21 protein-coding genes and 2 tRNA genes are annotated in these 24,758 nt (G+C 39.1%); 10 read left to right on the forward strand and 13 right to left on the reverse strand.

What is annotated here, in order from left to right; translation table 11 throughout:
- Positions 1-224 precede the first annotated feature (224 nt).
- On the reverse strand, positions 225-1,304 hold the full coding sequence (locus OC25_RS22700; RefSeq protein ID WP_039481182.1) for a mechanosensitive ion channel family protein: 1,080 nt from the start codon (positions 1,302-1,304) through the stop codon (positions 225-227).
- 148 nt (positions 1,305-1,452) lie between these two features.
- Between OC25_RS22700 and pnuC the strand changes: the two genes are divergently transcribed.
- The 6 genes from pnuC (at position 1,453) to tsf (ending at position 5,602) form a co-directional block, all read left to right on the forward strand.
- Positions 1,453-2,115 (forward strand): nicotinamide riboside transporter PnuC, encoded by a 663-nt coding sequence (gene pnuC, locus OC25_RS22705; RefSeq protein ID WP_039481321.1) that lies wholly within the window; start codon positions 1,453-1,455, stop codon positions 2,113-2,115.
- 85 nt (positions 2,116-2,200) lie between these two features.
- Positions 2,201-2,734: an ORF6N domain-containing protein gene (locus OC25_RS22710; protein WP_209435624.1), complete on the forward strand. Its 534-nt coding sequence runs from the start codon at positions 2,201-2,203 to the stop codon at positions 2,732-2,734.
- Between the two features lie 207 nt (positions 2,735-2,941).
- Positions 2,942-3,385, forward strand: coding sequence for a 50S ribosomal protein L13 (gene rplM / locus OC25_RS22715; RefSeq protein WP_039481184.1), 444 nt, complete (start codon positions 2,942-2,944; stop codon positions 3,383-3,385).
- Positions 3,386-3,388: 3 nt separating this feature from the next.
- Positions 3,389-3,775 (forward strand): 30S ribosomal protein S9, encoded by a 387-nt coding sequence (gene rpsI, locus OC25_RS22720; protein WP_039481187.1) that lies wholly within the window; start codon positions 3,389-3,391, stop codon positions 3,773-3,775.
- A gap of 18 nt (positions 3,776-3,793) precedes the next feature.
- On the forward strand, positions 3,794-4,627 hold the full coding sequence (rpsB, locus tag OC25_RS22725; protein WP_039481189.1) for a 30S ribosomal protein S2: 834 nt from the start codon (positions 3,794-3,796) through the stop codon (positions 4,625-4,627).
- Between the two features lie 129 nt (positions 4,628-4,756).
- Positions 4,757-5,602 carry a translation elongation factor Ts gene (gene tsf / locus OC25_RS22730; protein WP_039481192.1) on the forward strand — a complete coding sequence of 282 codons (846 nt, stop codon included), beginning with the start codon at positions 4,757-4,759 and terminating at the stop codon, positions 5,600-5,602.
- Between the two features lie 121 nt (positions 5,603-5,723).
- Here tsf and OC25_RS22735 read toward each other — a convergent pair whose 3' ends face one another.
- Positions 5,724-6,929, reverse strand: a complete 1,206-nt coding sequence (locus OC25_RS22735) for a purple acid phosphatase family protein (RefSeq protein WP_039481197.1) — start codon at positions 6,927-6,929, stop codon at positions 5,724-5,726.
- Between the two features lie 85 nt (positions 6,930-7,014).
- Between OC25_RS22735 and nagA the strand changes: the two genes are divergently transcribed.
- The 3 genes from nagA (at position 7,015) to frr (ending at position 9,484) form a co-directional block, all read left to right on the forward strand.
- On the forward strand, positions 7,015-8,112 hold the full coding sequence (gene nagA / locus OC25_RS22740) for an N-acetylglucosamine-6-phosphate deacetylase (RefSeq protein ID WP_039481199.1): 1,098 nt from the start codon (positions 7,015-7,017) through the stop codon (positions 8,110-8,112).
- 64 nt (positions 8,113-8,176) lie between these two features.
- Positions 8,177-8,881, forward strand: a complete 705-nt coding sequence (pyrH, locus tag OC25_RS22745; protein ID WP_039481204.1) for a UMP kinase — start codon at positions 8,177-8,179, stop codon at positions 8,879-8,881.
- A gap of 39 nt (positions 8,882-8,920) precedes the next feature.
- A complete protein-coding gene (frr, locus tag OC25_RS22750; protein WP_039481207.1) occupies positions 8,921-9,484 on the forward strand; it encodes a ribosome recycling factor in 564 nt (187 codons plus the stop codon).
- Positions 9,485-9,544: 60 nt separating this feature from the next.
- On the opposite strand, the gene OC25_RS22755 is transcribed toward frr, so the two are convergent.
- From OC25_RS22755 to OC25_RS28015, 3 genes are all read right to left on the reverse strand, one after another.
- A complete protein-coding gene (locus OC25_RS22755) occupies positions 9,545-10,561 on the reverse strand; it encodes a LacI family DNA-binding transcriptional regulator (protein WP_039481211.1) in 1,017 nt (338 codons plus the stop codon).
- 145 nt (positions 10,562-10,706) lie between these two features.
- Positions 10,707-10,851, reverse strand: a tRNA-Asp gene (locus OC25_RS28010).
- Positions 10,852-10,922: 71 nt separating this feature from the next.
- Positions 10,923-11,039, reverse strand: a tRNA-Asp gene (locus OC25_RS28015).
- Positions 11,040-11,195: 156 nt separating this feature from the next.
- Here OC25_RS28015 and OC25_RS22760 point away from each other — a divergent pair.
- Positions 11,196-11,672: an Lrp/AsnC ligand binding domain-containing protein gene (locus OC25_RS22760; protein WP_025145395.1), complete on the forward strand. Its 477-nt coding sequence runs from the start codon at positions 11,196-11,198 to the stop codon at positions 11,670-11,672.
- A gap of 258 nt (positions 11,673-11,930) precedes the next feature.
- Here OC25_RS22760 and feoB read toward each other — a convergent pair whose 3' ends face one another.
- The 8 genes from feoB to OC25_RS22800 all read right to left on the reverse strand — a co-directional run bounded on the left by feoB (position 11,931) and on the right by OC25_RS22800 (position 24,678).
- Positions 11,931-14,039, reverse strand: a complete 2,109-nt coding sequence (feoB, locus tag OC25_RS22765) for a ferrous iron transport protein B (RefSeq protein WP_082018695.1) — start codon at positions 14,037-14,039, stop codon at positions 11,931-11,933.
- An 11-nt stretch (positions 14,040-14,050) separates the two neighbouring features.
- Positions 14,051-14,266 carry a FeoA family protein gene (locus OC25_RS22770; protein WP_039481214.1) on the reverse strand — a complete coding sequence of 72 codons (216 nt, stop codon included), beginning with the start codon at positions 14,264-14,266 and terminating at the stop codon, positions 14,051-14,053.
- A 144-nt stretch (positions 14,267-14,410) separates the two neighbouring features.
- The gene (locus OC25_RS22775; RefSeq protein WP_039481218.1) at positions 14,411-17,182 is read right to left on the reverse strand and encodes an outer membrane beta-barrel family protein; all 2,772 of its coding nucleotides are present in this window, start codon (positions 17,180-17,182) and stop codon (positions 14,411-14,413) included.
- 100 nt (positions 17,183-17,282) lie between these two features.
- Complete coding sequence (locus OC25_RS22780; RefSeq protein WP_039481223.1) at positions 17,283-18,197, reverse strand: pentapeptide repeat-containing protein; 915 nt, start codon at positions 18,195-18,197, stop codon at positions 17,283-17,285.
- Positions 18,198-18,415: 218 nt separating this feature from the next.
- Positions 18,416-21,217, reverse strand: coding sequence for an outer membrane beta-barrel protein (locus tag OC25_RS22785; RefSeq protein ID WP_039481226.1), 2,802 nt, complete (start codon positions 21,215-21,217; stop codon positions 18,416-18,418).
- 260 nt (positions 21,218-21,477) lie between these two features.
- Entirely contained in the window at positions 21,478-21,804 is a 327-nt protein-coding gene (locus OC25_RS22790) for a VanZ family protein (protein ID WP_245222130.1), read from the reverse strand.
- 86 nt (positions 21,805-21,890) lie between these two features.
- Positions 21,891-22,271, reverse strand: coding sequence for a glycine cleavage system protein GcvH (gcvH, locus tag OC25_RS22795; protein WP_039481232.1), 381 nt, complete (start codon positions 22,269-22,271; stop codon positions 21,891-21,893).
- A gap of 241 nt (positions 22,272-22,512) precedes the next feature.
- A complete protein-coding gene (locus OC25_RS22800) occupies positions 22,513-24,678 on the reverse strand; it encodes a carboxy terminal-processing peptidase (RefSeq protein WP_052266399.1) in 2,166 nt (721 codons plus the stop codon).
- Positions 24,679-24,758 lie beyond the last annotated feature (80 nt).

Genomic DNA, 24,758 nt, shown 5'->3' on the forward strand with positions numbered 1-24,758 from the left:
CTGAGGTGTAATTTATTGTATAAAAATCAATATAAGCGACAGCCTCTTCGGGGGTCGTCATTTCGAGCGGAGTGCAACGTAGCCGAGAAATCTGTCTAAATAGATTTCTCCATTCCGCCACCGGTGAATAACCGGCCGGCTCCAGTCGAAATGACGATTTTTCTGTATGGTCTGTCAATGATAGCCTGTTGAAGTATCTTGTGATCTTCGACAGGCTCAATTTTCTATATCTGTTCTAACTTATCGCTAATCTCTAACCGCTTTCTCGGTAAACTTTCCGGATAATTGGCCTGTATAAAGGCAATCATTTTTTCCCTGACATAACAGCGTAAATCGAAAGCTTTTGAAGAACTGGCCGCACTCATTAAAAAACGCACTTCGATAGTACCATCTTTTGTGCTATCCGTTACCTGTACCACATTAACGCGTTTATCCCAAAAAGGACTCGAATTTAATAGCCGCGTCAGCTCGGCCCGCATGGGCTCAATAGGAATCGTATAGTCCAGGTAAAGAAAAACAGTACCCAGTAAATCGGCCGAAACCCGGGTCCAGTTTTGAAAAGGTTTTTCGATAAAATAAGTAATTGGTAAAATCAACCTGCGCTGATCCCAGATATTAACCACTACGTAGGTTAGCGTAATTTCCTCCACCTTTCCCCATTCGCCTTCTACAATCAAAACATCATCAATACGAATAGGTTGTGTAAAAGCAATCTGAAAGCCAGCCAATAAGTTCCCCAGCGATTTTTGTGCTGCAAAACCGATAATGATCCCGCCAATACCAACGCCGGTAAGTAAGCCCGCTCCTATTTTACGCATGCTTTCAAAACTCAGCAGAATAATGGCAGCCGTAATCAGAATAATTAAAGAAACTATAAACTTGCGCACAAATTGTAGCTGTGTCCTGATTTTACGCTCTTTCAGGTTATTTTCTTTGTTCAGATCGTATTTAAAATAAAAATAATCTTCCAGCACGTTGATCGTCCGAACCAGAATCAAAGCAAAGGTGATGGTCAATGCAATTTCTAAAACCTTTTCTAATGGGATGCGATAAACCAATGGCATTTCCATTAACGATAAAGAAAAATTTAACAGCAATAAAGGAATAAACACGCCAACAGGATAGCGTAAATGCCTGATAATGGATTTGATGAAGATAAAATCCCACCAGCGCGATAACAGGATAAAGATTTTATGAATTACAAACTTGATGAAGATCCCCAGCAGAACAGCAAGCAAGCCAATAATGATATTCTTTAGAAACAAGGGGATCGGCGAACCGAATAAATGATCGAGGTACTGCATAAAAAAACAAATTGATGAACTTACAAACCGAGAGGCATCAGCTCATAAATTAACAGCTGTGCTTTACTTTTTGTTTATGCCCGGGTGAGTACGGCAAATCAATAAATTGTATACTTTAGGAATTTATATTTCTAAAAAGAATCAGCAGATGGATTTTTTCAATGCCCAAAGCATATTTTTTACAGTCCTGGATTACAAAATGAGCTATTTAGAGTTCTTTGCGGTAATAACCGGAATTATCGCTGTTATCCTCTCGGCAAAAGCAAGTATCTGGAGCTGGCCTGCCGGAATCGTTAATGTGTTTCTCTCGGCATTCTTATATTATCAAACCCAGCTGTACCCCGATATGTTCCTGATGGCTTTCTTTTTTATCACCAACATTATGGGCTGGTGGCGCTGGGCTAACCCTAAACCAGAAGAAGAGGATAAAAACAAAGAGCTCAAAATCAGTTTTATGCCACTAAAGCAGTTTTTACTTTTACTAATTGTTGGTATTGCCGGCACATTGCTTATGGGTACTTTGGCCAGTCAGCTGCATAACTGGTTACCATTATTGTTTAATTTACCAAGTGCTTACCCTTTTGTCGATTCGTTTATTTTTGTGATGAGCGTAATCACCACTTTTTTAATGATCCAGAAAAGAGTAGAATGCTGGATTATCTGGCTTTTAATCGATATTGTAGCTACTTATCTTTATTTTCTGAAAGGAATTAAATTTATGGGTATTGAATATTTCATCTTTACCATTATTGCCGGCTTTGCCTTATGGAATTGGATTAAGGAGTATAGGAGTTATAGCAAAGCAAACTAATTAAAACATCATTTCGATAAGTGATTTCATTTTTTTCTTCAACAAATGTGATTTAATTCGTATCTTCAATTAAATCCAAAATGATATGACAGCTAAACAAATGCTTCCTATCATCCCTGACAATATTCTGGTTAACAAAATTTACGAACTGAGAGATCTCAAAGTGATGCTCGACAGTGATCTGGCGGAGCTATATGGTGTAGAAACTAAGCGCCTTAATGAGCAAGTGAGTAGAAACCCTGATCGATTCCCAGAAGATTTCATGTTTCAGCTCACTGAAGAAGAATGGTTAAACTTGAAGTCGCAAATTGCGACTTCAAGTTGGGGTGGTAGAAGAAAACTTCCTTATGTTTTTACCGAACATGGTATCCTGATGCTTTCGAGTGTATTGAACAGTAAACAAGCTATACAGGTAAACATTCAAATTGTAAGAATTTTTACCCGTATACGCCAGTTGTTTTCTGAAAATACTGAGCTTAAACTGGAAATAGAAGAAATAAAAAAGAAACTAAGCAACCATGATAAAAATATCGAATTGGTTTTCGGCTATTTAGATAAACTGATCGATCAGAAAAGCAAGCCCAGGAAAAGAATTGGTTTTATGCCCGACGAGTTATAATTTGATGCAAAAGAAACGTTAAAAATTCACTCCTACTGTGCCGATGCTGAAATAAATCCGATAGCTATCGGATCAGCATGATAATAGGTCATTATTTCAATAAAAATTTTTCTCTTCAACTATTTGATAATAAAAGTATTCTATCTATCTTTGCAGTCCCAATTTTAATGGGAATAATAAATTGTTTAATAAATTAAATACAAGCAAGTGAATACGTTAAGTTACAAAACTGTCTCGGCCAATGCTAAAACTGTAAACAAACAGTGGATTGTTGTTGATGCGGAAGGCGAGATTTTGGGGCGCTTGTCATCGAAGATCGCTATGATCATCCGTGGTAAAAACAAGCCTGAGTATACCCCACACGTAGATTGCGGAGATAACGTAATTGTTATCAATGCAGACAAGGTTAAATTGACAGGAAACAAATTCAGCGAAAAGCAATATGTTTCTTACACTGGTTATCCAGGTGGTCAACGTTTTATCTCTCCAAAAGAGTTAATGGCGAAACACCCTCAACGTGTAATCGAGAAAGCGGTACGTGGTATGTTACCGAAAACTAAATTGGGTAAAAAATTATACACCAATCTTTTTGTGTATGCTGGTGCAAACCACCCTCATGCAGCTCAATCTCCAAAAACCATTAAACTTTAAGAAATGTCAGTTACTAACACTTCAGGAAGAAGAAAAACAGCTGTTGCACGTATCTACTTAAAAGATGGTGCGGGAGCAATTACCGTTAACGGTAAAGATCACAAAGAATATTTCCCTACTTTACCTTTACAATATATCGTAAACCAAAGTTTAGAAGTTGCTGAACTTGCTGGCCGTTATGATATCACTGTAAACGTACAAGGCGGTGGAGTAAAAGGACAAGCAGAAGCTGTTCGTTTAGCTATTGCTAAAGCGATTGTTGAACTAGATGCGGAGAAAAAACCTGCATTACGTGCTAAAGGCCTAATGACGCGTGATATGCGTATGGTTGAGCGTAAGAAACCAGGACGTGCTAAAGCTCGTAAGAAATTCCAATTCAGTAAACGTTAATCACAGGAGGCAAAGACAATGGCAAGAACAACTTATCAAGACTTATTGGATGCAGGTGTACACTTTGGTCACCTTACCCGTAAATGGAATCCAAAAATGGCTCCTTACATTTTCATGGAGCGTAATGGAATTCACATTATAGATTTAAATAAAACTTTAACTAAAACTGAAGAAGCTGCGGCTGCGATTAAACAAATCGTAAAATCAGGACGTAAAGTTTTATTTGTATCAACAAAAAAACAAGCTAAAGGAATCGTAGCTGAACAAGCTAAAAAAGTAAATATGCCTTTCGTAACCGAGCGTTGGTTAGGTGGTATGTTAACTAACTTTGCTACTGTTCGTAAGTCAATCAAAAAGATGTCTAACATCGATAAAATGACTAAAGACGGTACTTATGCTATCCTTTCTAAAAAAGAGCGTTTAATGATCCAACGCGAGCGTATTAAATTAGAATCACTTTTAGGTGGTATTGCTGATTTAAACCGTTTACCTGCAGCTTTATTCTTAATTGATGTTAAGAAAGAGCACATCGCGGTAACTGAAGCGTTAAAATTAAACATCCCTACTTTTGCGATGGTTGATACTAACTCTGACCCTTCTAACATCGATTTCCCAATCCCTGCGAATGATGATGCTACAAAATCTATCTCTTTAATTACTGATGTAATTATCAAAGCGATTGAAGAAGGTTTAGAAGAGCGTAAACGCGAAAAAGATGATGAAGCAGAAAAAGAAGCAGTAGCTGCTAAAGCTGCAGCTGATGCGCCTGAAGCTAAAGAGCCAAGACGTAAAAAAGCTGCTGAAGCTGAGGTTGAAGCCTCTTCATCAGAAGAAACTAAAACAGAAGAATAGTAATATTTTTTAATTGCAGGTTACTGGTTTCAGGTTTTAAGTTGGCTTAACATGAGTTTAACTTAGCGCTTGTAACTTGTAACCTGTAGTTGTTATAACAAGATTGTAAATTTTAAAAAAGGAAATAAAATGTCTACAGTACAAATTTCTGCAGCAGATGTAAACAAATTGCGTCAACAAACTGGCGCTGGTATGATGGATTGCAAAAAAGCTTTAGTTGAAGCTAATGGTGATTTCGAAGCAGCTGTTGATTTATTGCGCAAAAAAGGTCAAAAAGTATCTGCCGCTCGTTCTGGTAATGCTACTTCTGAAGGTTTAGTATCAATCGCTGTTTCAGCAGACGGTACAAATGGTAAATTAGTTGCTTTAGCTTGCGAAACTGAGCCAGTTTCTAAAGTTGAAGATTTCCGTAACTTAGCTCAGGCTGTTTTAGCTGCTGCGGTTGCCAACAATCCAGCTAATGCTGAAGAATTATCAGCAATTACTTTAGAAGACGGACGTACAGTTGCCGAAACTATCACTGAATTAACCGGTAAAATCGGCGAGAAAATCGTTATCCAGGAGTATGCAAATATCTCTGGCGAAAAAATCGTTTCTTATATCCACTCTAACGGCAAAATGGGCGTTTTAGTAGTATTCGAAGGTGCTAACGGCGTAGATATTACTGAAGCTGGTAAAGATGTTGCGATGCAAATTGCTGCAATGAACCCGGTTGCTGTTGATAAAGAAGGTGTTGATCCTGCTACTATCGAGCGTGAAATCGAGATTGCTAAAGATGTTATCCGTCAGGAAGGTAAACCAGAAGAAATGGTTGAAAAAATCGCTGCTGGTAAATTAAACAAATTCTACAAAGACAGCACTTTATTAAACCAGGAGTTTGTTAAAGATAGCTCTGTAGATGTTCGTAAATTCTTAGACAACACTGTTAAAGGATTAACTGTATCTGCTTTCAAACGTGTACAATTAGGTGCATAAGCACTAAAAAACATATTAATAAGAGCTCCAAGAAATTGGGGCTTTTTTTTGATATAAGATTTTTAGAGTTGTCAACTTTAATGGCCAGTTTGCTAAAAAGTTGACAACTCTTATTCATCTCCTATTTCCTCGAGGCAGTATAAGTTCCTACTTCTTTGCCCGAATCATCAAGCATGTTTGCCACCAGCTTATTTTTATCTGCTTTGATTTTAGTAATGGTCCTTGTTCCTTTTTGAGGGCCGCCACCTATAATTAACGGATAATGATTCAGGTTTTTATCAGGCTGATGTACCATATATTTGTGGGTATGTCCGCTTAGTACCAAATCTACCTTCCCCTGGTTTAATAAGGGTTCAAACAATTCAGTACAATGTTTTGGTCCGTGTGCGTCGCCCGAATAACGTGGTGGAATATGCATCAACACAACACGGAAAGGTGCTTTTTTAAATTCCTTCGAATTGATTTCCGTTTTAAGCCACTCTGCCTGTTGAATGCGGTAATCGTCAAAATTTACAATTCCTGCATAAACCGGATGCGCATCTTCCTTGTCTTCTCCGGTATCGATAATCACAAAACGTACAGGCCCCAGGGTAAAAGCAGTATGACCCACATGCATATAATATTGTGCAAACTCACGCGCAAACTTACCACGTGTTTCGTGGTTTCCCCTCACGTAAATAAAAGGTGTATTTTTAGCAAAATTATCTACACAGGGTTGTAACATGTGGTCGATAATCTGCTTTTCATCCGTTTGGTAATCAAAAATATCACCGTTAAAGAAAACAAAATCCTGCTGGGCGGCCGGCACTAGTCCTAACAAATGTGGAATAGACTCGGGGCGATCGTGAATGTCGTTCATCATCACAAACGATACCTCTTCTTTAGCCTGATTGGCATTTAAAAACGATTCAACATTGCTGCTTACCGTTTCACCATAAGTTAATTTATAAGGCTGAAAATCTTTGATTTCTTTAGAAACGATTTTATAATAATACTTTGTTCCCGGTTTTAAATGATTAAGCGTTACAGCACTTAACTTGCTGTTGGCTTGCATTAAACCTAGTTCAGCTTTGCCATAAGCTTTCTGATTTAACTGATCGGCCTGCTCACCAAACTCAACCCAGCCTGCGGCATTTTTATTGGTTAACCACAAAATGGTCATCGAGTTATTAAAATTGGTTTGCAGGTAAGGCCCAACTGCAATTTTAAATGCATCTTCCCTTTCAGTAACATCTGCAATAGCTGCACCAGGAGCAACCAGCGTTGCCGCACTTAAAGTAAGTCCGGCCTTTAGAAAGCCCCTTCTATTAGACTGATTTTCATTCATTTGATTAGTTTATCTTATTAACCAAATATATCGTTACAATATTTAACTTTGATTGTGTAAGCTTAAATTTACTCAAACGTTTGTTATGTCTAAGATCATCCCCAATACCTCCTATTATAATAACGATACACGAATAACCGGTCAGGAAATTGAAATCAGCAATGCTGAAATCGTTGCAATCAGGCCGGCAAATACGATAGCCAGCGAACAGTCCATTACCGTACCGGGGTTTATAGATTTACAGATTTATGGTTCAGGCGGCCGTTTATTCTCAGCCGATCCAACAATCGAATCGTTAACCATTATGGAAGATGATTTGCTCAAAAAGGGAACTACCGGTTTTCTGGCCTGCCTGGCTACCAATACGCCTGAAGTTTTTAATGCCTGCATCGAAACTGTTAAAGCGCACAGGGCCTCAGCAAAAAATTGTCTGGGCTTGCATTTAGAAGGCCCGTTTTTAAATCCAAAGCGCTTAGGGGCACATGTTCCCGCATTTGTTCGCAAGGCCTCTTTAGATGAAATCAAACAATTGCTCGATTTTGGCGATGGTGTAATTAAGATGATGACCATTGCCCCCGAGCTTCAGGATGATGAGATAATACAATACCTGCTTGACAATGGCTTAGTGGTTTCTTTAGGCCATAGTAACGCTACTTTCGAAGAAGCCACAGCTGCCTACAATAAAGGTATACAAACCACCACACACCTTTTTAATGCCATGAGCCCGATTCATCACCGCGAGCCAGGTATTCCCACCGCTGTTTTTAACCACAATAAGGCAATGGCCAGCATTATTGCCGATGGGCAACATGTAGATTTTGAAGTGGTAAAGTTTGCGCAAAAATTATTAAAAGAGCGCTTGTTTCTTATTACAGATGCAGTTACTGCATGTGCCACAGGCCCGTACCAGCATGTTCAAAAAGGGAACAAATATGTTATGCCAGACGGAACGCTTTCCGGCTCATCGTTAACAATGCTCGAAGCCGTTATAAATTGTGTAACTCAATGCGACATCGATTTAAATGATGTACTGAAAATGGCCACACTTTACCCTGCAAAATTAATCGGTATAGAGCACTTAACAGCTAAAATAGAAGTGGGTGAAGCTGCTAATTTACTCGTACTTAATGATGCGCTCGAACTAAAAGAAGTGATATTTAAAGGCGAAAAAATTTCTATTTAAATATTTACATCAATTGTTGAAAAGCATAGCGAGGTATTAAAAAATTGTTAATATTTTTGGGGTCATGAAATACAAACGCATCCTACTAAAGCTTAGCGGAGAATCGCTAATGGGCGACAAACAATACGGCATTGATAATGAACGCGTTAAGCAATACGCTGAAGATATTAAAGCCGTACACGATAAAGGTTTAGAAATCGCAATCGTAATTGGTGGAGGAAACATTTTTAGAGGTTTAAGCGCCGAAAAAAGCGGGATGGACAGAGCACAGGCCGATTATATGGGTATGTTAGCTACTGTAATCAACTCAATGGCCTTACAAGATGCCTTAGAAAAAGTGGGTATTAAAACACGCTTACTTACAGCGATTAAAATGGAGCAGATTTGTGAGCCGTTTATCCGCAGAAGAGCTGTTCGCCATCTTGAAAAAGGACGTGTAGTTATTTTTGGTGCCGGTACAGGTAACCCTTACTTTACCACCGACTCTGCTGCGGCATTACGCGCAATAGAAATTAAAGCCGATGTGGTATTAAAAGGAACCCGTGTTGATGGTATTTACACCGCTGATCCGGAGAAAGATCCAACAGCAACAAAATTTGAAGAAATTTCTTTCAGAGAAGTGTATGATAAGGGGCTTAATGTTATGGATATGACCGCTTTTACACTTTGTGAAGAAAACCAGTTACCAATTATTGTGTTTGATATGAATAAACATGGTAACTTCATGAAAATTGCCAGTGGCGAACCAATTGGCACCCTGGTTAAATAAGTATTTAGAAAAAATTAAATTGTAGAAATACACACAATTATGAACGAACTCATACAATTACAATTAATGGATGCCCAGTCTTCAATGGATAAGGCCATTGATCATTGTGAAGCTGAATTAACTAAAATTAGAGCTGGTAAGGCATCAGCTGGAATGCTTGATGGCATTTTCGTTGATTATTATGGTGCTTCGACTGCTTTAGCACAGGTGGCCAGCATCAATACCCCTGATGCCAGAACAATTGTGATCCAGCCATGGGAAAAATCGCTTTTAACGGTAATCGAAAAAGCGATACAGGTGGCCAACATTGGCATTAACCCACAAAATGATGGTATTGTAATCCGTTTGGTTGTACCACCGCTTACAGAAGAGCGTAGAAAGGAATTGGTTAAAAAAGTGAAAGAGGAAGCTGAAAGAGGCCGTATCACCGTACGTAACATCCGTAAAGATGCCAATACCAAAATTCAAAAATTAAAAGGTGAAGGCGTATCTGACGATGAAATTAAAACCGGCGAGGGCGAAGTTCAGAAATTAACGGATGCGTATATCATTAAAGTAGATAAACACGCTGAAGCAAAAGAAAAAGACGTAATGACAGTTTAACCTGTTTAAACAACAATAAAAAAGGGAACGGACTAGAAATCGGTTCCCTTTTTTGTTATACTATCTTTTTGCGCTCGACGGCCTTACATTTAACGTGGTAGGGAGCGAAATTTGTGTATTTCCGGCGTTTTGCCCTGCTTTTTTAAGTTTGTTAAGCAAAACCTTCATAATGTTCTCTGCAATAGCTTCAAGGGGCTGTGCGATCGCCGTAACGGGTGGCTCGCAGAATTCCAGAATCTCAAAATCATCAAACGATACCACGGCCAGGTCTTTATGAATCCGGATTCCCGATTTTCTAAAGGTTCTTAAACCATCTAAACAGATATAGTTGGCTGCAAAAATTACTGCATCGAGCTGCTTTTCGGCTTTAAAAAAGCTAATCATCTCCTGAATCGAATCTTCAGATCCCATATATTTGATTTTCTTTACAACAGCTGGCAATTTATGTTTTTCAATTGCTGTTTCGTAGCCCGCTAAGCGATCAACCATTTGTAGTTGCTGTGTATCAATCGTAACAAAAGCTATATTTTTGTAGCCGTTGTTAATCAGATGCTCCGTAGCCTGAAAGGTACTTTTCTTATTGTCAATAATTACGTAATCGGTTTTTACCTCTTGTACATAGCGGTCAAATAAAACCACCGGCGCATCGGTTTGGATTAGTTTTTTCACTTCATCTTCCAAACCTTCTGGCAAGGCCATAATGTAACCATCAACATGACGGTCTTCAAAAATCTGAAGCAACTCTATGGCTTTTTCCGTATCGTTACGCGTACTGCTGAAAAGAATTTTATAACCCAGATTCGATGCAATTTCATCAATATGGCGGGCGATGCCTGAAAAAAACGGTTCGGAAATATCATCAACCAAAAAGCCAATAATTTTTGTTTTACCCGTTCGTAAACTTGTGGCAAGTGCATTTGGCTGATAGTTTAGCTCCGCAACCAGATCGAGAACTTTCTTGGTTAGGGCTTCACTAATATTTTTTTCACGCGCTTTTCCATTAATTACAAATGATACCGTTGTAATGGAAATATTTAATTGTTTGGCTATATCTTTTATTGAAACGCGTTTCTTCATCACAGGGTTTAGTCGTTTTGAATAATTTAAGCTGGTAATATAACAATAATCTGTAGTTTGTCAGCTAAACCAGCCGCACTAAACAAAAAAAAGAGCAACCTATCCAGGATTGCTCGATTAACTAACTTATTATTCATAAAAAATGCTGTTGGGGAAGGAGTCGAACCTTCAAGGGGTAGTTAGCTACAGTTCAAAAAATTAATTTGTGGTCAACCCAATAAACTGCGTTTGTCCCATTATTCCCCACCACCGAGACAAGGAGGCGTGTCTGCCAATTTCACCACCCAACATTTCAAAAGTTAACAGTTTTCAATTTGTAGTTTCGAATTTTAAACTCTTAACCGTAAATTGTCAACTGAACTGGCTGTAGGGGAAGGAATCGAACCTTCAAGGAGTGGTTAGTACCGAAACCGGTATATTCCCATTATTCTCCGCCACCGAGACAAGGAGGTGTGTCTGCCTGTTTCACCACCCTACAGTATGTTCAGCAATTTTGAAAGAACGTTTCCTTTTTGTTAATTGCTTGATACAAATGTAAAGGAACAACCAATACCTTGCAAATATTTTAAACATTTAATTTTATTTTTATAATATTGATAAATATTCGTAAATTCGCTTATCATAATTCAAAAATATGCTTAAAAAAGACAATTCCAATTTAGAAATTGACAACCTCGATATCGATATATTGAAACAATTGATGCAGGATGCCACTAAACCCTATACAGAAATAGCTAAAGATTTGATCGTTTCGGGCGGTACCATACACGTGCGGATGAAGAAGTTACAGGAAATGGGCATTATTAAAGGCTCTCACTTAATCATCGATCCGCAAAAAGCCGGCTACGATATTTGTGCCTTTTTGGGCATTTATCTCGAAAAAGGAATTCAGTATAAAGATGCGGTTGCGCAGCTCAGCAAAATTAAAGAGGTGGTAGAATTGCACTACACTACAGGAGCTTATAGTATGTTCGCTAAAATTATCTGCAGAGACACCAATCACCTGCGTCATGTTTTAAATGAAGAAATACAGGCAGTGAACGGCATTCAGCGTACAGAGACTTTAATCTCGTTAGAAGAAAGTATTAAAAGACAAATTGAGCTGGGTTAAGTGAAGACCAAAGCGTAAGTCAAGACTAAAGACCAAAGACTAAAGCTGTGCAATCATACTAGATGTTTAAAGGTTTAAATGTTGGAAGGTTTTAAATACCCAGCTTAAATGGCCTTATGTTGCTTATATGGTAAACCCGGGATTGCGTCTGAAAATGAAAACGCCTGGAATTTCCGGAACAGCACTCCGTTATTGGCTATAGCGCCGATTATAAACGGGAGCTGTTGCTACTATATTGAAACTACTCTTTTGATAAACTTATTTTAGCAGCTGGTAAGCAACCAGCGCAGCAACATAAGCCATAGCTGTCATATAAGCCAATTGAATAACCGGCCATTTCCAGCCTTTGGTTTCACGGTAAACAATGGCCACCGTACTCATGCATTGCATGGCAAAAGCGTAAAACAGCATTAGCGAAATACCGGTAGCAAAAGAGTAAACCGGCAACCCCGTACGGCTGTTAACCGAAGCGGCCATGCGCGCTCTTATGGTAGTGGTGTCCTCATCGCCCCCATCAACACTGTAAATGGTTGCCATGGTGCCTACAAAGGCCTCACGGGCGGCAAAAGAAGTAATTAAGCCTATACCAATTTTCCAATCGTAACCCAGCGGACGAATTACAGGCTCAATCCAGTGGCCGAGCACACCCACATAAGAATTTTCGAGCTTTTCGGTAGCTTCTAAAACCTTAATGTGATCGGTATTTTTTGTGGTATCGGCCAGTGCTGCAGCATATTTCTTTTCTATATTTTCGAAACGGTCTCCGGGCCCATAAGCCGCCATTACCCATAAAATAACCGAAATGGCAATAATTACTTTACCCGCTTCAAAAACAAAGGTTTTTGATTTCTCATACATGGTAAAAAGCACATTCTTCCACCTTGGCATGCGGTAAACAGGCAGTTCCATAATAAAATACGACCTTTCTTTGGTTTTGATGATGAATTTCATTACCCAGGCCACCAGTACCGCAGCCACGATACCTACCAAATACATGACCATTAAAGCTAAGCCCTGCAGGTTAAAAATACCCAATACATGCTTTTGTGGAATAATTAACGATATAATCAGGATATATACCGGCAATCGTGCCGAACAGCTAACCAAAGGGGTTACCATAATGGTTATCATCCGGTCTTTCCAGTTTTCGATATTTCTGGCAGCCATAATTGAAGGAACGGCGCAGGCCAGACCACCAATCATCGGCACTACAGATTTTCCGTTAAGGCCTACTTTACTCATGATTTTATCCATCATAAAAGTAACCCGGGCCATGTACCCCGTATCTTCTAAAATGGATATAAAGGCAAAAAGAATGGCAATTTGCGGAATAAACACAAAAATACCGCCCAAGCCTGCAATAACGCCATCCAATAATAAGTCGGTAAGCATGCCTGCAGGCAAATATTCGTGACCAAGCTCAGTAATAAAACCAAAGCCGCTTTCAATCCAATCCATCGGGTAGGATGACCAGGCGAAGATGGCATTGAAAATAACAAACAGAATGAATAAGAATATGGCAAAACCCCAAACTTTATGGGTAAGTACGGCATCGAGTTTATCGCTGAACGAAAATTTCTTCTCGGTTCCTTTATCCACCACCACATCTGCAAGGATTGTACTTAAATGTTTATAACGTGCAATGGTTTCGGCAGCCTGTATTTTGGCTGATTCGAAATGATTCGACTGCTCTATTTCCTCAATTTCTTCCTGCTCTTTTTCGGTAAAGAAAGTTAAATGCTCGTGCTGATGTAAAACCTGCAGGGCATAATAATCGTTATCAGAATTTAGCTTGGTTTTAATGGCTCCGATTGCTTCAGGTGCCAGGAAATTCAAATCAACTTCCTGAAGCTGGGTAGCTATTTTAGTGGTATTGGCAATTGCATTTTTAAGTTTATCAATCCCTATGTTGTTTCTCGCTGAAATAGAAACCACCTGAACACCCAATTTTTCGGCCAATTTATCCAAATTAATCTCAATACCTTGTTTGGCAGAAAGATCGATCATGTTTAAAGCCAGAATCATCGGGATGCCCAAATCAGCCACCTGCGAATACAAAAGCATGTTACGCTTAAGATTGGATGCATCAGTAACCAATACAATTACATCGGGATGGCTATTGTTTTGTTGATCGGCCAGTACCTGAAAAACAATGCTTTCATCGGCACTTTTGGGATAAAGGCTGTAGGTTCCTGGTAAATCGATAATTTCGGCATCTTTACCTCCTGAAAGTTTGGTAAAACCTGTTTTTTTATCGACTGTAATGCCTGGAAAATTACCTATTTTCTGATTTAACCCCGTTAAACGATTAAATAACGTAGACTTACCTGTATTGGGATTACCAACTAATGCAACTTTAATATCCAAACCCAACTTATTTATTGAATGATAACCACATCAGCTTCGCTTTTACGCAAACAAAGCTGATAACCCGCAACACGAATGGCCATTGGATCGCCAAGAGGGGCAAAACGCTCAACCTCTACAACTTCGCCCGGCAAGCAGCCCATCTCCATCAGCTTTACAGACATATCTAAATCTGTAAAAGCTACAATTGTTCCTTTTTCTCCAACTTTTAAGTGCGAAAGTTTCATCTGCGTTTATTTTATTTCATTAGCCAGATGGGGCCTAACGGGTTCATGTGCTAAATTGGGCGCAAGTTAACCTTTCTTTAGATTTATTCCAAATAACAACGCTTTTACATTCAGGAAATAATTGATGGTTTTACGGTATCATGATTAATTTCTTTGACGGCCTCCACCAAAGCCACCACCGCCACCACGGTTTCTACCGCCGCCGCCTTCTTCGTTACCACGGATCCGGTTTCTGCCACCCATCCGGTTAAGCGAATAGGTAAACGAAAACATGAAATAACGTTGCAAAACATTGTAGCTTTCATCGCGAATGGTATTGTTGTTAGCCGTCCGGCTTACCCCCTGGTTTTCGTTCAGCAAATCGTTTACCGAAACTTTGAAAGTACCACGGTTTTTGAAAAACTGCTTGCTTAAATACGAGTTTACGAGTGTAAAATGCGTATCGAATCCCTCGCCTCTGCCCGTATTCTGGTTGTAATCGGCATCAACAGACCAGCGAATATCGCCCGGAAACATATAACTTACACTGATATTTGGACTAAAGGTGTAATAACGCGTATTGGAATTGGGCTGAACAGAATAGGTAGCCCGATTAACCGAACCATTAATGCCGGCGGTTAAATCGAGTTTATCCAGGTTAGAAACCAACCTGTAGCCATTGCTGATTGACCAGCTGTTGGTTATATTTTTTAAGCTGTTGGTAAAGTTTACATCGCGGTTATAACTTCCGCCAACATTGATGTGAAAATTAAGCTTATTATCGGCCATAAGCGGTAAACTTAACGATGAAGACAGTGAACCTGAATAAACGCCATTCACGTTTACCGGTGTTACGGCCAGTTTACCCTGATCTTTTCCACTTTGAATTAGGCTGGTACTGTTTGCAATCTGGTTAGCGGTTTGCGCAAGATTCAGGTTAACAAATAGCGACCTGTTTTTACCTACGGTAAAGGTATTGTAGGCAATACGTAAGGTGTTGTTAAATTCAGGCTTTAAATCGGGGTTACCCACCGGAATACTTTGTGTATTGGTATTGTTCTGGATGGGTTGCAACTGTTGTATAGTAGGCTGGGTGGTACTACCACGGTAATTGAGCACCAAACGTTTGCTATTGCTAAAATTATACCTGAACATGGCAGAAGGCGTATAGTTGAAAACGTTTTGTTTTAATGTAAATCCTTGCGTAATGTTGTTGTTTTTGCGGTCGGTATTTTGAACGGCCATTCCTACATTCCAGTTATATTTTTTAGCCATCTTGTTAAAGCTAAAACCAGCCGCATTGGTTAAAATGGTATTTTCATACGAATTACTAAAGGTTTGATCCAATAAATCGTACTGAAGCGTAGCGGGATTAAAATTATAGGTAAAACGGTCGGAAGTATTGTGGTTATACCCGTTCTGATAGTGAAACTCTAAACTTAGCGTCTTATCTAAGGGCTCGGTATATACCAAACGGGTGTTCTGGTTCAGCGATTCACTTTCCTGATCATTGAACTGATTAATTACTTTTTGTGTGATTACCCCGCCTTCATCTCGGTTCTCGGGGTTATTGTTGTAATTATCAGCATCGTTATTGTTAATGCTGGTATTGAAATTTAGCGATAAAGTTCGCCCCCTGCGCATAAACTTCTTACGTAGTAAAATATTATTGCTGATAGACGGCGCTGTATTGTGGTTACTTAATATCTGCGATCCATTTGTTTTGTAAGTATTGTAATCGCGATTGTAAAAACTGCTGTTTAAGCTCTCGTTATCTGTATAGCTTAAATTGGGCTCTATCTTAAGTGAGGTTAATGAATCGAGCTTGGTATCGACCATAAAATTTAAACGGTGGTTTAAACGATCGGAAGTATTGGTTTGGTTATTATTGAAAACTGTTGTTACATTACCTAAAAGATTTTGGGTAACGCTGTTTCTTAAAATCAGATTATCAGATTTATTAACAAAATAGCTCATGCTGATTTCGGTTTGATCGGCATATTCATCAGAGAAGTTAAATCCGCCGGCCTTGGTATCAGTAATTCCACTGCGTCCACCATTTCCTCCGCTATTGCCACCACCTAAACCACCGCCAAAGTTTTGTTTATTTACGTTGTTAAACTGGGCAATCACACTTAATCTTTTATCCTGCTTAAAATGATTGATATTGGTATTTACATCGTAACGGTCGTTTGAGCCGTACCCTGCAGAAGTGTTGCCAAAATAACCGTTCTTTCGGTCTTTTTTGGTGGTGATGTTGATGATTTTGGTCCTCGATCCGTCATCAATTCCGGTAAACTGTGCCTGATCTGAAAGTTCATCGATAATCTGGATTTTATCAACCATATCTGCCGGCAGGTTTTTGGTTGCCAGTAGGGGGTCATTTCCAAAAAACAGCTTCCCATCTACTTTAACTTTAGTAATGGTTTCGCCCTGGGCTTTTACGGTACCCGATTTATCGACCTCTACTCCAGGTAATTTTTTCAACAAATCTTCCACCACTGCATTTTCAACCACTTTAAACGAGCCGGCGTTAAATTCAAGGGTGTCTTTTTTCACCACAATTGGTGGCACTTCAGCTTTGATATCAACAGTTTGAAGCTCTATTGCACCACCTTCTAAAACAATATCGCCTAAGTTTACATCTGATTTTTCGGCCGTAATGGTAAAATCTCTGGTAGTATTTTTTAAACCTAAAAACGCGGCGTATACCCGGTACTGACCTGGTTTTAGGTCTTTGAAAAGAAACTTTCCATCTTCGGTAGTACTCATTGCACCAACCATACTCGAATCGCTTAAATTCTTTACCGCCAGTGAGGCATAATCAATTGGTTTTTTATCTTTTGACTGGAGTACCCTGCCGCTCACGGAGCCGGTTTTCTGGGCATAAATAAAGGAAGAACATAGTATCAGCAGCAGCGTAAAGATTGATCTCATTCGGTTAGTTTGGTTTTTATAACATAGAGACTCTCAGCTGGTTTAAAGGTTTATTTTAGTTTAAGTAACAAATGGAATACACATTAAAGTGCGCTAATAACTATATAAGCGTTACCTGAGTCAGATCAGCACCCAGCCCCTTCAAAGAAGCATGGGTAAGTTTATCCATCGATGCACCGCCAAAGTGGATGGTTTTAATGGCGCGATAATATTTATTGGTCAGTGCGAAGGTTGACCGGAAAGAACAATTAATTAATGTTGCTCCTTTGAAACTGGTTTCATTAAGCGCAGCATTGTGGAACAGCACATTTGCGAAAGTCTGCTCATCAAGACAGAGCCCGCGCAGATCAGAATAATCAAAATCTACTCCCTCAAAGCCGCAATTCTCAAATATTGTATCCCTAAGATCTGTTTTGCTGAATTTTACATTTGAGAATTTAGTGTTACTGAATTTTGCCTCAGCCAGACCTAAGGCATAAAACCTGGTATTGATTAAAATTGCACTGCTGAATTCTGCCCCCCGTAAATCTGTTGCAGACAAATTGCAATCAGTTAGGTTTGCTCGCAGAAATACAGCCTCGTGTGCATTGCTCCCCTTAAATGTACTGCCCGTAATGTCGGCATCAGTAAAATCTGATCCTGCCAGATTACTTCCACTAAAGATTAGCCCATGAGCATTAATACCTGAAAAGTCGGTTTTGGCAAGTTCTGCTCCACTAAAATTGGTTAAAAGCTGGGTTTGCCCAGCTCCCGGAATGTTTTCTTCCAAAGCTACCTTTTCCTCAATTGGTTTACTGTTTTCAGGAAAGGAAAAGCTCTCTGAAAAATAGTTCAGGTCTACACCCAAAATCTTGGCAAGCTGATTTAAAGTTATAACATCTGGAAGAGATTCACCACGCTCCCATTTTCCAACTGCCTGAGGGCTTACAAACACCTGTGCTGCAAGTCCGGCTTGCGAGATATTAACTTTCTTCCTTGCTGAGGCAATTTTACTGCCAATCATTTTTGTATCCATAGTATTGTCTTTTATCTTTTTCGACATGACAAAGTTAGCCGGACTAACAGCAATGCTCCTAATATCGAACCCCTACCAATCGTTGTAATTTAGCTACTTTTAGTTGCTATTTGACAATCGAAGGTTGTATTGAGTTTAACGGCGGCCAAACCGGCAGATTTTCCCGGCACAAAAAAGGCCCGGAAAAACCAGGCCTTTAAATAGTTATTTGAAATGCTTTACATTCTCATGCGTCGGCCTTCGCCACCCTGGCCAGGCATTTGCATATCGCCACTCATGGTACGACCGCCAATACGGGTTAATGAATAAGTAAACGAGAACATGTAATAACGTTTTAAAACGTTATAGTTTAAATCGGTAATTGAAGTCCCCGAAGTAGTTCTGGAAATACCTGTATTTTGGTTCAACGCATCATTTACAGAGAATTTAAAGGTAGCTCTGTTTTTAAAGAACTGACGGCTGATGAAAGGGTTAAGAATGGTGTATTCCTGATTGTATAAATCGCCGCCACCAAAATTCCTGAAATAATCAATATCCATAGCCAGCCTGATATTTGCCGGGAACACATAACTTACATTAAAGCTAGGGTTAATGGTATAATACTGGGTATTTGCCGATTGCTGTGCCGAAAAGGTTGAGTTGGTATAGCTACCGGTAATACCACCGGTTAAATCAAACTTATCAACGTTGGTAACCAGTTTATAGCCATTGGATATGGTATAGCTATTGGTAACGTTTTTAACCAGTTGGGTACTTGCATTAGGGGCAATAAAGTTTACATTTCTGCTGTACGAACCATTACCCGAAATATTTAAGGTAAGCTTACGCTCAGGCATTAAAGGTAAAGACCAGGTAGCATTGGCATTACCGGCATACACACCATTAACGTTAATATAACTCACCTGCTGAAGGCCACCAGCTATTGGAACTACTGTATTACCAATACTGTTAAAAGTTTGCGTAAGGTTTAAACCTGCAAAGAAGAAACGGCCGCTTTCGATATTGAAATTATTGAAGTTAATTCTTAACTGGTTATTAAATGATGGTTTTAAGTCTGGATTACCTACATAACGGGTTTGCGAATTGGTATTATCTGGTATCGGTTGGATCTGATCAATACTTGGCTGAGTAGTAGAACCACGGTAATTGATAAATAATCGTTTACGGTTACTGAAATTATACCTGAACTGTGCAGACGGCGTAATGTTAATGAAGTTCTGTGTACGTTTCAGGCCCGTAGTTAAATTGGTATTTACCCTGTTGGTTTGCTGCGCTGCTACGCCGATATTCCAGTTATATTTTTTCTCGGTTGTAGTAAAGCTAAAACCTACCGCATTGGTTAAAGTACGGTTGTTATAGATATTTGAATAAAAATTATCTACTAAATCGTATTGCAGGGTAAGTGGATTGTAATTGTACACGTCTCTTTGCGAATCGCTGTTTGAATAACCGTTCTGATAATTAAACTCTACGCTTAAGGTTTTATTCAATGGTTCGGTATACACCAACCTTGTGGTATTGTTGATAGCGTGGCTATTGGTGTTGTTTAACTGGTTGGTTGTTGTATCTCTTGTACCTGCACTTGTCGTAATATGATCTAAACGGTAATTCTGATTGGTTCCGTCGTTATCGTTAATGCTGGTATTTACATTAAGCGAAAGGGTACGCCCTCTACGTTTAAAGCTTTTGCGCACCAATAAATTATTGGTAACCGCAGGTGTAGCGGCTGTAGTAGCATTACGTTGTAAACCATTTGTAAGGCTCGTTATGAAATCTCGGGTATAATCTGTCGCGATATTACCCTCGGTTTCGGTATAGGTTACATTGGGTTGAATTTTGATAGACAATGAAGGATCGATCTTCGTATCCACCATAAAATTGAAACGGTGATTGGTCCGATCGGTCGTATTGCTAGAATTTTGGGTAACATTGGTTGTACCACTTCCTAAAAGATTTTGGATATGCGAATCCTGGATAATATCGGCAGTCGATTTATTGAAGAAATAACTGGCCTGAAATTGCGTACCATCTTTGTAAGTATCGGCAAAGTTTAAACCTGCTGCATTGGTTGTGGTAATACCACCGCCGCCGCCAGCGTTACCTCCACCGCCGCCTCCAAAACCGCCACGGCCACCGCCTCCACCAAATCCATTTCCTAAACCACCGCCCTGGCCAAAGTTTTGTTTATTTACGTTGTTAAACTGACCAATAAAACTAATCTGACGGTCATCATCAAACTTGTTTACATTTAAACTGGCATCATAACGGTCGTTAGAACCGTAACCTACTGTACTGTTACCAAAATAGCCATGTTTCATGCCGTTTTTAGTGGTAATGTTCAGAATCTTATTTCGGGTTCCATCGTCAATGCCGGTAAACTGTGCCTGCTCTGAAAGCTCGTCAATTACCTGAATTTTATCAACCATGTCGGCTGGTAAGTTTTTCGTTGCCAACAAGGGATCATTACCAAAAAATTCTTTTCCATCAACTTTTACTTTGGTAACGGTTTCGCCTTGCGCCTTAATACTTCCGTCTTTTGCTACTTCAACACCGGGTACCTTTTGCAATAAATCTTCAACTACAGCATTTTCTCGCACTTTGATTGATTTGGCATCAAATTCTAAGGTATCCTTTTTTACCACAATCGGAATGGTAGCGGTAACATTAACGTCTTTCAAATCTACGCCATCATCGCTCATGGCAATTTCGCCGGCGTTTACTGCCGCTTTAGCCACTTCTACGTCTTTGGTTGCCGTTTTTAAGCCTAAAAAGGCTGCATAAATCCGGTATTTGCCCGGAGCGATGGCTTTAAAGCTAAATGATCCATCGGGATTGGTTTGGCCAGAGGCTACCACACTCGAATCTTTTAAACTCTTAATTGCTATGGAAGCAAAGTCGACAGGCTTTTTATCTTTTGCGTTAACTACTTTACCACTTATGGCGCCGGTATTTTGGGCCTGAGCAAGATATCCACAAAATAGGAGAACAATAAAAATTGCCCTCTGAACGTTCTTTTTCATCAAAAAAATTTAGGTCTTAAATACAAAACTAAGCTATCAGACTAGGCAAAAGCTTAAAGGTTTGTTAAGATGTGTTAAAAGCTTGGTAACATTTTAAATACAGCCGATCGACTGTACATCAAATCTAAAAAAGGAGTATCGATTTGACAGGTTACTTTTGAGGGGAAGGATAACTTTTATAGTATACTTTAGGGCAGTTACAATTCTTTTTAAAAATGCTGCACCCGCTTAAACCGATGGTTAAAATAATGCAGATAATACTAACTTTCGTGTTTTTCATTGAAGTTTAATTTATGGAGCAGTACATAACTGAAAACGGCCATTAACGAACCTAACATATCACAGGCAAAATCCCACCATTCGGCAGAGCGGTAGGTAAAAACTTTCCACTGTAATATTTCAATAGCGCCGCCAATAAGGGCATTAATCAGGAGAATTTTAAAAATCGTTAATGTTCTGAAAGCGAAAGTATGCTGGTACCTTATTTTACCATAAAAGAGCAGCACCGATAAAACAAAGAAAAAACCCAGGTGGGTCATTTTATCAAAGCCTTCGAAGAAAAACCCCGAACCTAAGGAGTCAGGCATCCTCATATTACAAAGCACTAAAATAACAATAGTCCAGATAATGGCCCATATTTGTCGTTTTAGTGCTTTGTACAAAAAATGACGAATTAAGCGCCTACTAATTCCTGGTAAGCAGCAGCAGTAAGCAAGCCTTCTACTTCTGAAGCATCTGCTAAAGATACTTTTACCATCCAGCCATCACCATAAGGATCAGAGTTAACCAATTCCGGATTATCATTTAATTCGGCATTAACTTCTAATACAGTTCCGGTAACAGGCATATATAAATCAGAAACAGTTTTAACAGCTTCAACGGTACCGAAAACTTCTTCTTTAGCTACTTCGCTACCTACAGTGTTGATATCAACATAAACGATATCGCCCAACTCGCGTTGTGCAAAATCAGTTACGCCAATATAAGCTTCGTTACCTTCAACTCTAACCCACTCGTGGTCTTTAGTGTACTTTAATTCTGATGGAAAATTCATTATTTTATAATTAATAAATATAAGTTTCTTAACACAAAACATCGTCTGATTTATACACAGATAACAATCAAATTTTGTTTGCCACCAAAAATACACATTACTTTTCCCAATTACAATGAACTTTTCTAAAGATTGTTTACGATCTTTTCAAAAACCAGGAAAGATTTCAAATTGAACTACCCGCTAAATAAATAAGATTTAGTTGTATTTAAAGATACGCTACACATCTGATGATGTAAATTTATTTTTTATTTTCAAAGGGATGCAGATTTATGGCGTAGCTACCCGATTGCTGCACAAAATCTCCCATTATTTTTAATGATTCATCTTCAATGTAATCGACAGTATCTTGTCTGGTAATTTTATCCTGGTTTTTAACAGCAGGTAAACCTCTTAAAGCCCTTAACTCGTTCAACCTGGCCAGTGATTTAGCTTCCTGAGCATCGCGCTCAACTTTCAGTTTGGCTTCGTTTAAAGTTACTGAAATTTCTGTTTCGCGTTTTTTAGAGTCGGCAATATCCTGTCTTAAGTATTTAAAATCTAAAGAGTTTGTTATTCGCTCTTCGCTGTTTTTAATCAACTGTGCTTTCACGGCGGTTAAGTCGGCAATCGGTTTAAAGTTAGCACCTGGAATAACATCCCATGGTAAAGCCGACGGCTCAGTATCTTCTCCTATTTTATTTATTGGATATACCGAAGGAAAAACCACATCCGGAATTACACCTTTGAGTTGCGTATTCCCACCCGTAATACGATAAAATCTGGCCATAGTTAAATTAATCTGCCCCAGGTTAATATCTGATGGATTGGTACTTCCTGAAGAAGCTCCAGCGGTTTTATCTTGCGAGATTAATCCAACAATTCTTTGCAACATACCAGGATTAATCAGTTTGTTTAAATCGATTGCAGATTGTACAGTACCTTTACCATAAGTTTGGCTACCTATAATAATGCCACGGCCATAGTCCTGAATCGCGGCTGCAAAAATCTCTGAAGCTGATGCACTTAAGCGGTCTACCATTACCCCGAATGGCCCATCCCAGACTACACCGCCATTTTCATCTTCATCTGCTTCAATCTTACCACGCAAATCTTTTACCTGAACTACGGGCCCTTTAATAAACAGGCCTGACAAGGAAATAGCTTCAGTCAGTGAGCCGCCACCATTTCCACGTAAATCCATCAAAATAGCATTCACTTTGTCGATGTTTTTTAACGAATCAATCAGTTTCCGAACATCGCGCGTAGTACTTTTGTAGTTTTTATCGCCAGCAGTCGCAGCTTTAAAATCAGCATAAAATGCTGGTATTGAAATGATACCGATTTTATATGCCTTGCCGTTGGTTGTAATCGTTTTTATCTTTTTCTTGGCTGATTGATCTTCAAGAATTATTTTCTCCCTCACAACCTCAATAATTACTGGTTTAGATGACATTTCTTTGCCTACAGGGATTACCTTTAAGCGTACTTTGGTACCTTTTGGACCTTTAATTTTGGTTACCGTAACATCTAACCTCCAACCCATGATGTTAACAAACTCGCCGTCGCCCTGCGCAACTGCAATAATCCTATCGCCAGCACTTAACTGTTTGCCTTTGTAAGCCGGTCCGCCAGGAATAATTTCAGAAACCTTAACCACTTCGTTTTCCAACTGTAAACGGGCACCAATACCTTCAAAAGATCGCGCCATTTCTTCGTTAAACTCGGCTGCCCTGGTTGGTATAAAATAATTGGTATGCGGATCCATGGATTCAGTAAAAGCGTTCATTAGTATCTGAAAAACATCCTCGTTGTTGGTTTTAGAAGCTTGCGATTGCAGGTCGTGATAACGTTTGGTTAAAGTTTCAATGTTTTTAGCCTCGGTTGTTCCTGCCAGGTTTAAGTTAACCAGTTCGTATTTTACCCGTTTTGTCCAGATATCGTTTAAGGCTGCAGAAGAAGTAGCCCATGGCATTTTTTCGCGATCGAAAACATAGCTATCAGCCTGGTTAAAATCGAATTTAGTTTTAATCTGTGCTAAAGAATAAGTAAAATATTCGTTTAATCTTTTCGCATAAACATTGTAGATGTAAAATGGCCCGCTTAAATCGCCGTTTTTAAAATCATCATCAAGGATATACCTGTATTTTTCAAACGCCTTAATATCACCTGACAAGAAGTAGTTTTTTCCGGGGTCAAGAGATTTGATGTATTTATCCAGGATAAGCGAGGAGATAGAATCGTTGATCGGTATTTGTTTGTAATGGTAACTTTCTATTAAATTTACCACCTCCCTGATAACAAGTTGTTGCTGCGGATCTGGTTTTACATTCGTAAGACCATCAACAATTGGCTGAGTTTTAGGGGCTGCATGGCAAGCCAGTATTGATGTGGTAAAAATTACCAGAAAAAATCCTTTTATCGTCATAATATATAATTATTTTATTTCCAGAAACAAAAATTCAGCTATTGCAATGCAATAGCTGAACTTAATTACACTTCCAGAAA

It is taken from the genome of Pedobacter kyungheensis (genome assembly GCF_000812965.1).
Taxonomy (GTDB): Bacteria; Bacteroidota; Bacteroidia; order Sphingobacteriales; family Sphingobacteriaceae; genus Pedobacter; species Pedobacter kyungheensis.

Bases quoted from the DNA above. Each gene is read 5' to 3' on its own strand.
- OC25_RS22700 (WP_039481182.1), bottom strand. From the start codon at position 1,304: ATGCAGTACCTCGATCATTTATTCGGTTCGCCGATCCCCTTGTTTCTA.
- pnuC (WP_039481321.1), top strand. From the start codon at position 1,453: ATGGATTTTTTCAATGCCCAAAGCATATTTTTTACAGTCCTGGATTAC.
- OC25_RS22710 (WP_209435624.1), top strand. From the start codon at position 2,201: ATGACAGCTAAACAAATGCTTCCTATCATCCCTGACAATATTCTGGTT.
- rpsI (WP_039481187.1), top strand. From the start codon at position 3,389: ATGTCAGTTACTAACACTTCAGGAAGAAGAAAAACAGCTGTTGCACGT.
- rpsB (WP_039481189.1), top strand. From the start codon at position 3,794: ATGGCAAGAACAACTTATCAAGACTTATTGGATGCAGGTGTACACTTT.
- tsf (WP_039481192.1), top strand. From the start codon at position 4,757: ATGTCTACAGTACAAATTTCTGCAGCAGATGTAAACAAATTGCGTCAA.
- OC25_RS22735 (WP_039481197.1), bottom strand. From the start codon at position 6,929: ATGAATGAAAATCAGTCTAATAGAAGGGGCTTTCTAAAGGCCGGACTT.
- nagA (WP_039481199.1), top strand. From the start codon at position 7,015: ATGTCTAAGATCATCCCCAATACCTCCTATTATAATAACGATACACGA.
- pyrH (WP_039481204.1), top strand. From the start codon at position 8,177: ATGAAATACAAACGCATCCTACTAAAGCTTAGCGGAGAATCGCTAATG.
- frr (WP_039481207.1), top strand. From the start codon at position 8,921: ATGAACGAACTCATACAATTACAATTAATGGATGCCCAGTCTTCAATG.
- OC25_RS22755 (WP_039481211.1), bottom strand. From the start codon at position 10,561: ATGAAGAAACGCGTTTCAATAAAAGATATAGCCAAACAATTAAATATT.
- OC25_RS22760 (WP_025145395.1), top strand. From the start codon at position 11,196: ATGCTTAAAAAAGACAATTCCAATTTAGAAATTGACAACCTCGATATC.
- OC25_RS22770 (WP_039481214.1), bottom strand. From the start codon at position 14,266: ATGAAACTTTCGCACTTAAAAGTTGGAGAAAAAGGAACAATTGTAGCT.
- OC25_RS22775 (WP_039481218.1), bottom strand. From the start codon at position 17,182: ATGAGATCAATCTTTACGCTGCTGCTGATACTATGTTCTTCCTTTATT.
- OC25_RS22780 (WP_039481223.1), bottom strand. From the start codon at position 18,197: ATGGATACAAAAATGATTGGCAGTAAAATTGCCTCAGCAAGGAAGAAA.
- OC25_RS22785 (WP_039481226.1), bottom strand. From the start codon at position 21,217: ATGAAAAAGAACGTTCAGAGGGCAATTTTTATTGTTCTCCTATTTTGT.
- OC25_RS22790 (WP_245222130.1), bottom strand. From the start codon at position 21,804: ATGCCTGACTCCTTAGGTTCGGGGTTTTTCTTCGAAGGCTTTGATAAA.
- gcvH (WP_039481232.1), bottom strand. From the start codon at position 22,271: ATGAATTTTCCATCAGAATTAAAGTACACTAAAGACCACGAGTGGGTT.
- OC25_RS22800 (WP_052266399.1), bottom strand. From the start codon at position 24,678: ATGACGATAAAAGGATTTTTTCTGGTAATTTTTACCACATCAATACTG.